Raw genomic sequence first — 12691 nt, 5'->3', positions numbered from 1 at the left:
AGCGTGACGAGATTGGTTGGTCCGGGACGTTTGGGACCCGAAAAAGATAATATCGAAAAACAACCCCATGCACAGTAGCCGGGGTCTTGTTTGTATTGCGTTTTTTCGATTTTACGAAATCCATTTGACCCGTCGGGCAAAACAGGGGCATGATGGCATCATCGCAACGGGCGTGAGGCCGGCGCCGATCAGCACGCAACATCTCGACCGCCGACCGACTAGCCTTCGATCTCGGGATCCGAACGCCACATCGGTGATGGCTTTGCGTCGGCTTCCGGGCCCCCTGCGGGAATGCCGGCGAAACAATTCGCCGCGGTCGGCAAACTGCATTGGCAAAGGCCCGCGAACATCCTCGGACTTCCGAAAGGCATGGCGCAAGTTGACGGTTCGACCAATCAACTTGATCCCGCCTCTCTTCGGTTGCCCTGGATGCTAACTGAGTGTCTCAGCGGGCGGTGCACACTGGCTCCTACACGGTCTGCGGTAAGTTAGGTCGCATAGGAACAATTGGTGAACTCCGCCGTTCGTCGCGCGAGGAGACGTACCTGAAGAGGGAAGCCGTGATGCCACGCGGAGACAAACGCAGCTACATCCATAAGCAGAAGCGATAGGCCGAACACATCGAGGAAGGCCACGAATCCCGAGGTGTACCCGACACGGAAGCCGAACGGCGGGCCTGGGCGACCGTCAACAAAGAAACCCATGGCGGGAAGAAGAGCGGGTCCCGCAGAGGCACCGAAGCAGACACCTCGCCGTCACGCAAGGGCGGCAGACTTGGTGGAAAAGCGCCAGCCAGCCGACCGGCCGATGAACGTACCAGGTCAGCCAAGAAGGCTGCTCAACTCGCAAACGCCGCGCGGCGTGAAGGAGGCACAATGTCGACATGCGAAACCTGCGGCAATGATTATGACAAGGCTTTTCAGGTGGTGATGAACGGCCAGGCGCACACGTTCGACAGCTTCGAGTGCGCAATTCATGCCTTGGCGCCAACGTGCAAGCATTGCGGAACGCGCATCGTGGGGCACGGCCTGGAAAAGAGCGGCACCTACTATTGCTGCGACCACTGCGCCCAGAAGGAAGGCGTGACCGACCTCCGCGATCGTGTGTAATGGACGACCGACGAGCCTGCGGTCTCCGCTAGCCATGCCTTGCTTGAGACGATCTCAGGACGAGTTGCGCCATGGCGCCCGCACATAATCGCCTTGTTACGGTGTTCGGTGGAACGGGGTTTCTCGGCCGCCGCGTTGTTCAACACCTGCTCCGGGCACCTGAGTTTTTCGTTCGGATTGCATCAAGACATCCCGAGCGAGGCAGACAGCTTTTTGGTCATGACGACCCACGCCTCCAATCTGTGAACGTCGATTTACGCGACGAGGGTTCGATAGCCGCTGCTGTTGATGGCGCATACGGCGCCATCAATACAGTCAGCCTCTATGTCGAACACGGACAGGAGACTTTTCATTCCGTGCATGTGGAATCAGCCCGGCGACTGGCGGCCCAAGCACATCAAGCTGGCGTCAAGCGGCTTATCCACGTTTCCGGAATCGGCTCTGACGCCACTTCGCCGTCCCTCTATATTCGCAAGCGTGGCGAAGGCGAACTCGCGGTCCGCGCAGTATTTTCTGAGGCTACGCTGGTTCGCCCGGCGGTAATGTTCGGCCCGGATGATGCGTTTCTCACCATCATCCTCAAGCTTGTCCGCCGATATCCGATCTATCCGATGTTCGGCCGCGGATTGACGAGATTGCAGCCGGCCTATGTTGACGATGTGGCCGACGCGATCACAAGAGCGCTTCTGAGAGCCGAAACAAGCGCAATCACATATGAATGCGCTGGTCCTCGCATCTACACATACGAAGAGCTTCTCAAAAAGGTTGCGCACGCAGCCGGCCGCAGCCCTATGCTCGTTCCAGTGCCGTTTGCTGCTTGGCATGTAGCGGGATGGATTTCGGAGCTGCTTCCAAGGCCACCCATCACCCGGAATCAGGTGGAGTTGATGCAGCTCGACAACATAGCGTCAGTGGGAATGCCAGGATTTTCCGAGCTTGGAATCCCGCCGCAGTCAGTCGAACAAGTTGTACCAACAATGTTACGGGAAAGTATCGGGCGAACCAGCTCTTGAGGCTGGTGCCTTTGATTTGGCCAGGAGTATGGATCGCGGTCCACTGATGGCTCTTCACAAACAGCCTCAAAACCCAGCGCGATCAGTGCGCAATAACCAGGATTAGCACCGCGAGCACGACGGCCCCGAGCAGCCCGGTCAGGAAGATTGCTCTCCTTGCCGGTGTAGCGAACTCGCATTCGCGCAAAATGGCGACGCCTGCTGAATAGCGGGTATCGGCTCATGCATCAGGAAAGCTGTGTTGACGCATAACCATCCGCCACGAGTCAATTAGCGGCATAAGAACAGCTCCCTCCGCCGCGTCACCGCACGTGTCGTTCGATTTTTGCGAAGGGGCTCAGGCCGAGGTGAAGGCATCGAGCCCGTCCCAGCTGGGCTACCGCTAGCACGGGATTTTGAACTGGAAAGGTCCGGCCCTAGAGGATTACGGTTCTCCTATCTTCTCGGAGGAGTACCGCCATGAGCCTCAATCAAGGTCACGATATCCAATCAGCGAGCCCGCGCAGTTCGATCGACATTGCGCGGGAACTCGGGCCCGTGTTCCAACGACGGGCCGAGCAGGCGACGGACGAAGATTGCTTTGTAGCCGAGAACTATGAGGACTTGAAATCGTCGGGATTGGTCGAAGCCGGCGTCCCCACCGAGCTCGGGGGCCGTGGAGCGGAGGTCGATGAGCTGGCCGAGATGCTCCGTGTCCTGGCGTATCACTGCGGATCCACAGCGCTTGCATTCTCCATGCACACCCACCAGGTCGCCATCACCGCTTGGCGCTGGCGGCATCAGAAAGTGACGGCGGTGGAGAACCTGCTGACACGTATCGCCCAGGAACGCATTTTCCTGCTCTCAAGCGGCGGTTCGGATTGGGTCGGCGGCTCCGGCAAAGCCGAGAAGGTGGACGGCGGCTATAAGATCACCGCTCGAAAGGTTTTCTCCTCGGGCTCGCCAGCCGGGACTCTCATGATGACGGGCGCGGTGCTGCAACAGGAGTGTGAGCCGCCAATGGTGCTTCACTTTGGTGTGCCGATGAGCTCACCCCAGGTGAAGATCTTGGACACTTGGCGAGTTTTGGGTATGCGCTCGACCGGTTCGAATGACGTGATGATTGATGGCTACGTAGTGCCTGAAAGTGCCGTATCGGCGCGTCGCAAGGCTGGTGAGTGGGATCCCTTATTCCAGACGATCGCAACCATCGCACTGCCACTGATTTACTCGGTCTATGTGGGCGTTGCCGAGAGCGCACGGGATATTGCTCTCTTGCTCGCGCGGCGCAAAGAGCTCGATCATAACGTTGTACAGCTGGCTGGCCGCATGGATACCGAGCTTGCTGGCGCACGGATGGCACGGCAAACCATGCTTGCAGCTGTGCGCCTGAATAAGCCGTCGGCCGAAACAGTGAACCAGGTGGTGATCGGCCGCCATCTCGTAGCGCGGCATGCAATCGCAGCGGTGGAGTTAGCAATGGAGCTCGCTGGCGGCGCGGGGTTCTATCGCGCGGCCGGTCTAGAACGGCGCTTCCGCGACATACAGGCCGCACGCTATCATCCCCTGCAGCCCGGCGCCCAAGCAAGATATACGGGTGCAATGGCTCTTGGGCTCCCAGTCGACCAAATTTACTGACGTCCCTACAGCGGGACGAGAGCCTGGTGTCTCGGCCAGTGCAGCGTCTGCGCGATAATCGCGGCCTCGCTCGATCACGACATTGCGCAGGAGATCTTCAATACGCCGCCCGGCATCCTAGCCTGGGCGCGATCGCGCATGAGGCGCGCGGTCGAGGGCAGTTATCGCGTCACGGCACGCTGGGATCTTGCCTCGGGCTCGCGGCAGGCGAGCACCTCGAGGTAGCGCGCAAAATTATCGAGGATCGCCTGCCAGCCGCCTAGTGATTCGCTTCGCTATCGAAGACGACGCGGACGACAATGCCATTGGGGCCCGGCACGAACTCGACCTCGGCTTTTCGATCGCCGAATGCGTATTCGATCCGCTTGTGCTCGACGATCTCAGTGTAGGTGCCGGCGAAGTCGCCGAAATGGCTGTAGACCCCGACGAGCTTGTCGAGCTGAGGGGCACCGCCCCGCGTGCCGACCGGATAGCCGTCAGCCGCGCCGTAAAGATCGGCATCGGGACCGCTGTCTGAAAAGACCGGCCCCGGCTCGCCGGTTCGAATGTCCTCTGCGCATACTGAAGGTGCCCAGACTGCGGCGGCGAAAATGACGGGCAAGGCAAGCCTGCGGCGCCCACGCGGCCTGCACAGCGCTCCCCATTTCATTGGATTTGCCTCCTCGCACGTTGATGTGTGTGCGCTTGTGAGAACAACATCGCAGGCCGGTGATGTGAGGTATGATATCATTGCGGACGGGCCGTGTCAGCCCGCGGTGGCAACCCGCCTTGCTCTCGCCCGGCAGATAGGCCACCATCCCCTGCGCGCACCATCAACAAAATCAAAAGCGCTAGGGAAACGCATGAGCAAGCCGTCAAGCTTCGACTATGGCTGGGTCGTTGTCGCCGCGGGTGCGCTGATGACCTGTGTCGGATTCGGCACGATGCTGTCGCTGGCGGTGTTTTTGCAGCCGATCTCGGAAGCGATGGGCTGGTCGCGCGCCGGCGTGTCGGCGGCGGCGACGCTGGATTTTCTCTGCATGGGGGTGGCCGCGTTCCTCTGGGGCACGCTGTCGGGCCGGTTCGGCACCCGCATCGTAGTGCTTGCCGGAAGCCTGCTGCTGGGGCTCGGTCTCGTGACCGCGAGTCAGGCAGCAAGCCTGTGGCAGTTCCAGCTTTGCTTCGGCGTACTGATCGGCATTGCCGCCGGCAGCTTCTACGCGCCGATGATGGCGCTCGCGAGTGCCTGGATCGAGCAGAACCGCAGCCTCGCGGTGGCGCTGGTCTCTGCCGGCATGGGCGTCTCGCCAGTGACGATCGCGCCGACCGCGAGCTGGGTGATCACGGCCTATGACTGGCGCACCGCGATGCTGGTGATCGGCATCGCCGCCTGGGCGCTGCTGATCCCCGCCTGCTTCCTGGTGCGTCCGGCGCCCGCAGTGGCAGGCCCTGCAGCGGCGGACGCAGCGCCGGAGGTCGAGCTGACCGCGGCGCAGGCGCTGCGCACACCGCAGTTCGTCGCGCTCGCCGCTGCCCATTTCGCCTGTTGCGCCGCGCATTCCGGTCCGATCTTCCACATGGTGTCCTATGCGATGGTCTGCGGCATCGCGCCGTTGACGGCGGTGACGGTGTACAGCGTGGCCGGCGTCTCAGGCCTCGGCGGCCGCCTGCTGCTGGGCGCGCTGGCCGATCGCAGCGGCGCAAAGCCCGTGCTGGTCGGCGGGCTGCTCGTGCAAGCCATGTGCATCGCGACCTATCTTGCGGTGGCGCAACTCGGCGAGTTCTACGCGCTCTCGGTCGTGTTCGGCCTCGCCTATGGCGGCGTGATGCCGCTCTATGCGGTGCTGGTCCGCGAATTCTTTGGCGCGCGCATCATGGGCACGGTGTTCGGCGCGGTGTCGGCCTTTGCCAGCCTCGGCATGGCACTGGGGCCATGGGCCGGCGGGCTCGTGTTCGACAATTTCCAGCGCTACACGTGGCTGCACGCCGGCTCGTTCACGATCGGGCTCGCAGCGGTCGCGGTGGCACTGAGCTTTCCGACCAGACGCCGGCCATCGCTCGACTTTGGCCGCGCTGCGGCCTGACGAGGTGGCGCATGAACAGATCGCGGGCCTTCGATCTCGTCGAACGTGCCCGGGCGATCGCGCCGCTCATCGCGCGTGAAGCCGACGAGATCGAGCGGACGCGGCGGCTGACGCCTGCTGTGGTCGCCGCACTGATCGAGAACGGGCTCTACCGCGCGCTGCTGCCGCAAAGCCTCGGCGGCAGCGAAGCCCCGATCGATATCTTCATGCAAATGCTGGAGGAGATCGCGACGGCGGACGCCTCGACCGCCTGGTGTCTCGGCCAGTGCGGCGTCTGCGCGATGATCGCCGCCTGGCTCGATCACGACACCGCGCAGGAGATCTTCAATACGCCGCCGGGCATCCTTGCCTGGGGCGCGATCGGGCATGCGGCGCGTATCGTGGACGGCGGCTATCGCGTCACGGCGCGCTGGGATTTTGCCTCCGGCTCGCGGCAGGCGAGCTGGCTGGGGGCGCATGTCCGTATCGTTAATGCCGACGGCACCCCGCGGAAAAATGCCGATAGCTCGCCGGAGGTGCGCACCATTCTGTTTCCGGTCGCGAGCGCCGTGCTGCACGACGTCTGGCAGGCGATCGGGCTCGCCGGCACCGGCACCGATTCCTACGAGGTCACCGATCTCTTTATCCCCGAGCGTTTCACGGCGTTCCGCGACGTGCCGTCCGCGCTGCGCGAAAAGCGTCCTCTCTATAGAATCGGCACCGGCTCGACCTTCAGCCTCGGCTTTGCGGCAGTCTCCCTCGGCGTGGCGCGCGCCACGCTGGATGCGGCCATCGCGTTGGCGCGTGGAAAACACCAGTCACTCGCGGTCAGCGCCATGCGCGATAACGGGGCGGTCCAGGGACTGATCGGCCGCACCGAGGGCGATCTTCGCGCCGCCCGCGCCTATCTCTATGCCACCGCGCACGCGATGTGGCGCGATCTCAGCGCGACCGGCGAATTCAGCCCGACGCATCGCAGCGCGGTTCGTCTCGCCGCGACCTGGACCATCCACCAATCGGCGAAGGTGGTCGACGCCGCCTATCACGTGGCCGGTGCGACGGCCGTGTTCCGCAGCAATCCGTTTGAGCGACGGTTTCGCGACATGCATGCTATCGCGCAGCAGATCCAGGCGCGCGACACGCATTATGAGGATGTCGGGAAGGCGATTCTCGCGGGGCATTGATAGCGTCCTCGTCGTCCGCATCAATGCCGCGCTGTGCGGCGAGGAGGATGATCTCCGCATTCGGCCTTGCCTTGCTGAACAGAAGCCGTGACCCTCATGGCAGCCCTCGGTGCGGAGACAGCAGAGCTCGAGTTCGGTCTCTACACTTTCGGCGGTGATGGTGACCTCGAGGCCCTTGCCCAGGCTGATGATGGGCGGATGATCGCTGGCGGTTCGCGCCGTCCAATCCCGAAGCTGGCTTCCTCTAATCGTGACGATCCGCCATCTCGCTGCGATCCGCCAATTCCGCGCGAGCGCTGTCGGTCGCTGCCCACCACTCACCCAGCGCATCTATCAGCGGCACGAGCGCGTGGCCGGACGGGGTCAGATCATATTCGACGCGCAACGGATATCCCTCGAACTCCGCGCGCTGGACAATGCCGGCGTCCTCGAGCTTGCGAAGCTCCAGGGCCAGCATCTTGTGCGAGATGGTAGGGTTGTCCCGGCGCAGGTCGCTGAATCGCTTGGTGCCCTCCTTCAGATAGTAAATCAGAAGCGTGGGCCAGCGGCCGCTGAGCACCTGCATCACTTCCTCGATGGGACAGCGGGAAACGAGATCTTTCATTGAGGGCTCGTGGTTACCAAAAAGTGCGTAATTTACTCGGCGGCACGGCCGAGTAGGTTCTGACTTCGCTGCGCAGCGTGATCATCAGAAGTCACGGAGAACAAGGCCATGGAACCGATCTTATTGTACGGCTTCCCGTTGGGAAGCTCTATGGGGCTCGTCGCCGCGCTCGAATGGCTGGGCAAGCCCTACCGGCTGTGTCGCGTCGATATGCTTGGCGAGATGCGCGAGCCTTCCTACGCCCGCATAAACGCCCGACACGAGACGCCGGTATTGATCACCGCGGAGGGACACGTGCTGACGGAGACTATGGCGATTGCCGCCTGGCTCGAGGCCCGAGATCCGGAGCGGCGCATCAGCTTCGACCCGCTCTCGCGTGAGGCCGACCGGATGCACCAGTTGTTGGCATTCCTAAATACCGGCTTCACGGCCGCATTCAGCCCGTTGTGGTTTGCGATGGAAATGAAGTCGCCCGACCCGGCGATGCAATCGGCGTTGCGGACCTGGGGGCGCGAGCGCGTGATTGAGCGCCACGACAAGCTCGAGCAGATGATTGAGGGAAGCACCTTCCTGGTCGGCGACCGCCCGACCTTGGCCGATGCCGTGTTCATCGGCGTAGCGCGCTGGCTCGAATTTCATAAAGTTGCCGACAAGGAACGGTGGCCGAAGATGGCGACTCTGCGCCAGCGGCTGGAAGCCGATTCCGCCGTCATTTATGCGGCCGATCTGGAGAAAGGGGCGACCAACCGTGGAAACGGGGCGCGCGCGGGCGACGTTGAACTCGCGGAGGTCATCGAGCGGTTCGGAACATAGAATGCCGCGCCGAAGGTCGTCGCGGCGGCATCCGAAGACACAGGTTACGGCGGGCTGAAAGTCTAATTCTTGGCCCTTGAGACGGCGTTGGGCTATAAAGTCCCGGCATGAGTCCCCGCCGTCTCACCCTCCTCCTGCTTCTGGCTGCGCTTCTGATTGCCGGCACCGCGCTGGCCCAGGACAAGGGCAGCGTCACCCCGAAGCCGCTGCCGCCGCTCGCCAATCCGAACGATCCCACGCTCGCTGCCAAGGAGCTGTTCGCGCGCAAGCTGCTGCCGTCGAAAGGATCGGCGCATGTCTTCGGCTCCTACACCAAGGGCTGCATCGGCGGCGCCATGCAGATGCCGCTCAACGGCGACAATTGGCAGGTGATGCGGCTGTCGCGCAACCGCAACTACGGCCATCCCGACATGATCGCCCTGATCAAGCGGCTCGCGGCCAAGGCGCACAAGGACGCCGGCTGGCCTGGCATTTTGGTCGGCGACATTGCCCAGCCGCGTGGCGGGCCGGCGCTGTCGGGCCATGCCAGCCACCAGATCGGTCTCGATGCCGACATCTGGCTGACGCCGATGCCGGACCGCCGGCTCTCGCGCGAGGAACGCGAGGAGATGTCGGCGGTGATGATGGTGCGTCCCGATCGACTCGATATCGATCCGAACGTGTTCACATCTGGCCATGTGCTGGTGCTGCGCGACGCGGCGCGGGAGCCGGCGGTGCAGCGCATCTTCGTCAACGCCGCGATCAAGAAGGCGTTGTGCCGCGAGGCCAAGGGCGACCGCGCCTGGCTATCGAAGATCCGCCCCTGGTGGGGCCACGACTATCACTTCCATATCCGCATGCACTGCCCGGCGGGCGCTGGGGACTGCGAGGGTCAGCCGTCGCAAGCCGAGGACGAAGGCTGCAAGCCTTCCGATCTTACTTATTGGTTCTCGGATGCAGTGCTGCACCCAAAACCGCCGCCGGAGCCGCCGAAACCGAAGCCGCCGATGACGCTCGCCGACATGCCGACCGCATGCAAGGCGGTGCTGCACGCGCCGGATGCGAAGCCGTGACAGGCGCGCGGTAAAAACTCTGTCAGCGGCTGGTCCATGACCTCACGAATGCGCTATGGTGCAGCGTCGCGCTGCCGTAAGCGTGCGACACCCGCCGGGACGCGCATCCCGCTCCAGCCCATCCCGTCCGCACGCGCGGCGCTATCGCCGTGCGCCAGCCACCGCGAGAACTCCATGCGCATCAGTGCACGCAATCAGATCAAGGGCAATGTCGTCGAGGTCACAAAGGGCGTCACGACCTCGCACATCCGCGTCGACATCGGCAACGGCACGATCGTGACGTCCTCGATCACCAACGAAGCCGTCGACGACCTCGGCATAAGGGCAGGCGGCAAGGTCACCGTTGTGATCAAGGCCTCCGACGTCATGATTGCCGTGGATTGACCCTCTCGGCCGGGGCTTGGGTTGACGTGGTCCAGGACGGGCATGTCCTCAAGCCCGTGGCCTTTAGCGCGCGACCGATTGCGACGGCATCCGCAAGATCATGAAATATCAGCTGTCGGCACAGCTCTTCGTGCTCCAGGCCAGCGGCGCCAAGGACAATTCGGTCTCGATCGCGATCCTGCCGGCGCAATAGGCGCGCCTGGTTAGACAAACGCTCGCCTTTGACCTAAGACATGTGCCTGCTATCTTTGGGCAGCGATATCCCTGCCTGGCCGTAAGCCGCCGTGGGGCTCCGTGGAACAGCGCGTCCGCCCGTCGCATCAGACCCGCCCAACGCCAAATTTGCGCGCGTCACCGCGCGAGTTCGCACGGAGCGCTATCCATGTTTCGTATTGCCGCACTTGTCACCGCCTTCGGCATCCTCGCGGGCGCGAGCCTGTCGCCCGCTAGTGCCGAGGACAAGACCATCACCGTGTTCGCCGCCGCCTCGATGAAGAACGCACTCGACGAGATCGACGCCGCCTACACCGCCAAGACCGGCGTTAAGTTCAGTGTCAGCTATGCTGCGAGCTCGGTGCTTGCGAGGCAGATCGAGCAGGGCGCGCCGGCCGACGTGTTCGTCTCCGCTGACACCGACTGGATGGACTACGCCATCGCCAAGAAAGCCGTCAACGAATCCACCCGGGTCAACCTGCTCGGCAACAGCATCGTGCTGATCGCGCCGAAGGACTCCAAGGTCGACAACGTCACGATCGCGCAAGGCCTCGACCTCGCCAAGCTCGCCGGCGACGGCAGGATCGCGACCGGTGACGTGAAATCCGTGCCGGTCGGCAAATACGCCAAGGCTGCGCTCGAAAAGCTGGGCGCCTGGCGGGCCGCCGAGCCGAAATTCGCCATGGCCGAGAGCGTGCGCGCCGCGCTGACGCTGGTGGCGCGCGGCGAGGCCGTGCTCGGCATCGTCTATGCGACCGACGCCAAGGTCGAGCCGGACGTGAAGATCGTCGGCACCCTCCCGGCCGATTCTCATCCCGCGATCATCTATCCCGTCGCCGCGACCACGACCGCGAAAAGCGAGACCAGCGACTATCTCGCCTTCCTGCGCTCGACGGCCGCCAAGACCATTCTGGAGAAATACGGCTTCAAGTTCCTTATCAGCCCCACCACATGATATCTCCGGCTTGATGTCCGAGATTTCACCCGCGGAATGGACGGCGATCCTGCTTTCGCTCAAGGTCGCCGTCATCGCAACGCTGGTGGCGACGCCGTTCGGCATCGCGCTGGCATGGCTGCTCGCGCGGCGCGATTTCTGGGGCAAGTCGCTGCTCGACGCACTCGTGCATCTGCCGCTGGTGCTGCCGCCTGTGGTCACCGGCTATCTGCTGCTGCTTAGCTTCGGCCGCCGCGGTCTCGTCGGCGGTTTCCTCGCCGACAATCTCGGCATCGTCTTCTCTTTCCGCTGGACCGGCGCTGCGCTCGCCTGCGGCGTGATGTCGTTTCCGCTTCTCGTGCGGCCGATGCGGCTGTCGATCGAGGCGATCGACCGCCGGCTCGAGCAGGCCGCCGAGACGCTGGGCGCGGCGCCGTGGAAGGTGTTCTTCACGGTGACGCTGCCGCTCGCGCTGCCCGGCGTGCTCGCCGGCATGGTGCTCGGCTTTGCCAAGGCGATCGGCGAGTTCGGTGCCACCATCACCTTCGTCTCCAACATTCCTGGTGAGACCCAGACGATCTCGTCCGCGATCTATTCGCTGATCCAGACGCCCGACGGCGACGCCGCGGCGGGACGCCTCGTCATCGTCTCGATCGTGCTCGCGCTCGGCGCTCTGATCGCGGCCGAGTGGTTCGCCCGCCGCGCCACCGCGCGGCTGCACGGGAATTGACCATGCTGCATGTCGATGTCGAAAAACAGCTCGGCGAATTCTCGCTGCACGCGTCATTCACCAGCGAAGGCCGCGTCATCGGGCTGTTCGGCGCCTCGGGCGCCGGCAAGACATCGCTGGTCAACATGATTGCAGGCCTGTTGCGGCCCGACCGCGGCAGCATCGTGATCGATGGCGAAACCGTCGAGGACACCGCGGCCCGCATCCATGTGCCGACCTGGCGCCGCCGCGTCGGCTACGTCTTCCAGGATGCGCGGCTGTTTCCGCATCTCAATGTCGCGCAGAATCTCGACTATGGACGGCAGATGAACCGCCTCGCACCCGATCCGGCCCAGCACAAGCGCATCGTCGACCTGCTCGACATCGGCGCCCTGCTCGGCCGCCGCCCCGGAAAGCTCTCCGGCGGCGAGCGCCAGCGCGTCGCGCTCGGCCGCGCGCTGCTGTCGAAGCCACGCCTCCTGCTGCTCGACGAGCCGCTCGGCGCGCTCGACGAAGGCCGCAAGCTCGAGATCCTGCCTTATCTGATGCGGCTCCGCGATGAAGCCAACGTGCCGATGGTCTATGTCAGCCACGACGCCGCCGAGCTGCGCCAGCTCGCCACGCAGATCGTGATGCTGAAGCAGGGTCGCGTGACCTCGTTCGGCGGGGTGAAGGTGCTGACATAAAGACGCAGCGGCCATATCATTCAGAGCTACCAGCCTCGCTCGACGTTGCGCACCTCACCGGTCCTCGCGTCAACATAGACTTCCATCCAGCGGCCTGCACGATCCCGCCCATCAATCTCCCATTCGTCGCCGAGGAAGTTGGTGTGCGAGACCGTCACGACGCCGAGATCTGTCGCGACATCGAGCGCGACCTGCATCGAGATCTGATCGCCGGTATCGTAGGCCATCGCCGGTGCGGCAGCGCCGAGCGCGAGGGCTGTTGCGATCGGAAGGATGAACTTTCGCATGGCATACTCCTGTCGGTCCAAGCTGTTACGCGGCTTAGAACGAG

Annotated in this window: 13 protein-coding genes and 5 pseudogenes; 14 read left to right on the top strand and 4 right to left on the bottom strand. The window is 63.5% G+C overall.

Going from position 1 to position 12691, the window contains the following annotated elements; translation table 11 throughout:
- The first annotated feature begins 620 nt into the window (after positions 1-620).
- From IVA87_RS21275 to IVA87_RS21255, 5 genes and pseudogenes are all read left to right on the top strand, one after another.
- Positions 621-865: pseudogene (locus IVA87_RS21275) on the top strand (plasmid stabilization protein).
- A gap of 10 nt (positions 866-875) precedes the next feature.
- The gene (locus IVA87_RS21270; RefSeq protein ID WP_247276393.1) at positions 876-1109 is read left to right on the top strand and encodes a hypothetical protein; all 234 of its coding nucleotides are present in this window, start codon (positions 876-878) and stop codon (positions 1107-1109) included.
- 71 nt (positions 1110-1180) lie between these two features.
- Entirely contained in the window at positions 1181-2122 is a 942-nt protein-coding gene (locus IVA87_RS21265) for a complex I NDUFA9 subunit family protein (protein WP_247302706.1), read from the top strand.
- Between the two features lie 459 nt (positions 2123-2581).
- Complete coding sequence (locus tag IVA87_RS21260; protein WP_247302705.1) at positions 2582-3739, top strand: acyl-CoA dehydrogenase family protein; 1158 nt, start codon at positions 2582-2584, stop codon at positions 3737-3739.
- Positions 3740-3754: 15 nt separating this feature from the next.
- Positions 3755-3952, top strand: a pseudogene (locus IVA87_RS21255) (acyl-CoA dehydrogenase); the annotation flags it as partial.
- Here IVA87_RS21255 and IVA87_RS21250 read toward each other — a convergent pair.
- Positions 3901-4145 (bottom strand): annotated as a pseudogene (locus IVA87_RS21250) (SRPBCC domain-containing protein); the annotation flags it as partial. The pseudogenes IVA87_RS21255 and IVA87_RS21250 overlap by 52 nt on opposite strands.
- A gap of 436 nt (positions 4146-4581) precedes the next feature.
- Between IVA87_RS21250 and IVA87_RS21245 the strand changes: the two are divergent.
- A complete protein-coding gene (locus tag IVA87_RS21245; protein WP_247334897.1) occupies positions 4582-5802 on the top strand; it encodes an MFS transporter in 1221 nt (406 codons plus the stop codon).
- Between the two features lie 11 nt (positions 5803-5813).
- Positions 5814-6965: an acyl-CoA dehydrogenase family protein gene (locus tag IVA87_RS21240; RefSeq protein WP_247334896.1), complete on the top strand. Its 1152-nt coding sequence runs from the start codon at positions 5814-5816 to the stop codon at positions 6963-6965.
- Here IVA87_RS21240 and IVA87_RS21235 read toward each other — a convergent pair.
- A pseudogene (locus IVA87_RS21235) lies at positions 6892-7157 on the bottom strand (hypothetical protein); the annotation flags it as partial. The gene IVA87_RS21240 and the pseudogene IVA87_RS21235 sit on opposite strands and share 74 nt — an antisense overlap.
- A 52-nt stretch (positions 7158-7209) precedes the next feature.
- Positions 7210-7569, bottom strand: a complete 360-nt coding sequence (locus tag IVA87_RS21230) for a helix-turn-helix domain-containing protein (RefSeq protein WP_247276386.1) — start codon at positions 7567-7569, stop codon at positions 7210-7212.
- A gap of 108 nt (positions 7570-7677) precedes the next feature.
- On the opposite strand from IVA87_RS21230, the gene IVA87_RS21225 reads away from it, so the two are divergent.
- From IVA87_RS21225 to modC, 7 genes and pseudogenes are all read left to right on the top strand, one after another.
- Entirely contained in the window at positions 7678-8382 is a 705-nt protein-coding gene (locus IVA87_RS21225; protein ID WP_247302700.1) for a glutathione S-transferase family protein, read from the top strand.
- A gap of 107 nt (positions 8383-8489) precedes the next feature.
- Positions 8490-9434, top strand: a complete 945-nt coding sequence (mepA, locus tag IVA87_RS21220; RefSeq protein WP_247334895.1) for a penicillin-insensitive murein endopeptidase — start codon at positions 8490-8492, stop codon at positions 9432-9434.
- Positions 9435-9608: 174 nt separating this feature from the next.
- Positions 9609-9818: a TOBE domain-containing protein gene (locus tag IVA87_RS21215; protein WP_247302696.1), complete on the top strand. Its 210-nt coding sequence runs from the start codon at positions 9609-9611 to the stop codon at positions 9816-9818.
- Positions 9815-10011, top strand: a pseudogene (locus tag IVA87_RS21210) (hypothetical protein); the annotation flags it as partial. The gene IVA87_RS21215 and the pseudogene IVA87_RS21210, both read left to right, overlap by 4 nt.
- A 189-nt stretch (positions 10012-10200) precedes the next feature.
- The gene (modA, locus tag IVA87_RS21205; RefSeq protein WP_247302694.1) at positions 10201-10986 is read left to right on the top strand and encodes a molybdate ABC transporter substrate-binding protein; all 786 of its coding nucleotides are present in this window, start codon (positions 10201-10203) and stop codon (positions 10984-10986) included.
- Positions 10987-10999: 13 nt separating this feature from the next.
- Positions 11000-11695, top strand: a complete 696-nt coding sequence (gene modB / locus IVA87_RS21200; protein WP_247302693.1) for a molybdate ABC transporter permease subunit — start codon at positions 11000-11002, stop codon at positions 11693-11695.
- A 2-nt stretch (positions 11696-11697) separates the two neighbouring features.
- Complete coding sequence (modC, locus tag IVA87_RS21195; RefSeq protein WP_247302691.1) at positions 11698-12360, top strand: molybdenum ABC transporter ATP-binding protein; 663 nt, start codon at positions 11698-11700, stop codon at positions 12358-12360.
- 26 nt (positions 12361-12386) lie between these two features.
- Here modC and IVA87_RS21190 read toward each other — a convergent pair whose 3' ends face one another.
- Positions 12387-12647 (bottom strand): PepSY domain-containing protein, encoded by a 261-nt coding sequence (locus IVA87_RS21190; protein ID WP_247302689.1) that lies wholly within the window; start codon positions 12645-12647, stop codon positions 12387-12389.
- Positions 12648-12691: the final 44 nt, after the last annotated feature.

The sequence above is a fragment of the Bradyrhizobium sp. 147 genome (genome assembly GCF_023073935.1).
GTDB lineage: Bacteria > Pseudomonadota > Alphaproteobacteria > Rhizobiales > Xanthobacteraceae > Bradyrhizobium.
The sequence above is the reverse complement of the archived record's forward strand: the minus strand, read 5'-3'. Positions and strand labels throughout refer to the sequence as shown.

What these genes read in the sequence shown, in the direction of transcription:
- modC (WP_247302691.1), top strand. Translation starts at nt 11,698, where the DNA reads ATGCTGCATGTCGATGTCGAAAAACAGCTCGGCGAATTCTCGCTGCAC.
- mepA (WP_247334895.1), top strand. Translation starts at nt 8,490, where the DNA reads ATGAGTCCCCGCCGTCTCACCCTCCTCCTGCTTCTGGCTGCGCTTCTG.
- modA (WP_247302694.1), top strand. Translation starts at nt 10,201, where the DNA reads ATGTTTCGTATTGCCGCACTTGTCACCGCCTTCGGCATCCTCGCGGGC.
- modB (WP_247302693.1), top strand. Translation starts at nt 11,000, where the DNA reads ATGTCCGAGATTTCACCCGCGGAATGGACGGCGATCCTGCTTTCGCTC.
- IVA87_RS21245 (WP_247334897.1), top strand. Translation starts at nt 4,582, where the DNA reads ATGAGCAAGCCGTCAAGCTTCGACTATGGCTGGGTCGTTGTCGCCGCG.
- IVA87_RS21240 (WP_247334896.1), top strand. Translation starts at nt 5,814, where the DNA reads ATGAACAGATCGCGGGCCTTCGATCTCGTCGAACGTGCCCGGGCGATC.
- IVA87_RS21260 (WP_247302705.1), top strand. Translation starts at nt 2,582, where the DNA reads ATGAGCCTCAATCAAGGTCACGATATCCAATCAGCGAGCCCGCGCAGT.
- IVA87_RS21270 (WP_247276393.1), top strand. Translation starts at nt 876, where the DNA reads ATGTCGACATGCGAAACCTGCGGCAATGATTATGACAAGGCTTTTCAG.
- IVA87_RS21265 (WP_247302706.1), top strand. Translation starts at nt 1,181, where the DNA reads ATGGCGCCCGCACATAATCGCCTTGTTACGGTGTTCGGTGGAACGGGG.
- IVA87_RS21225 (WP_247302700.1), top strand. Translation starts at nt 7,678, where the DNA reads ATGGAACCGATCTTATTGTACGGCTTCCCGTTGGGAAGCTCTATGGGG.
- IVA87_RS21215 (WP_247302696.1), top strand. Translation starts at nt 9,609, where the DNA reads ATGCGCATCAGTGCACGCAATCAGATCAAGGGCAATGTCGTCGAGGTC.
- IVA87_RS21230 (WP_247276386.1), bottom strand. Translation starts at nt 7,569, where the DNA reads ATGAAAGATCTCGTTTCCCGCTGTCCCATCGAGGAAGTGATGCAGGTG.
- IVA87_RS21190 (WP_247302689.1), bottom strand. Translation starts at nt 12,647, where the DNA reads ATGCGAAAGTTCATCCTTCCGATCGCAACAGCCCTCGCGCTCGGCGCT.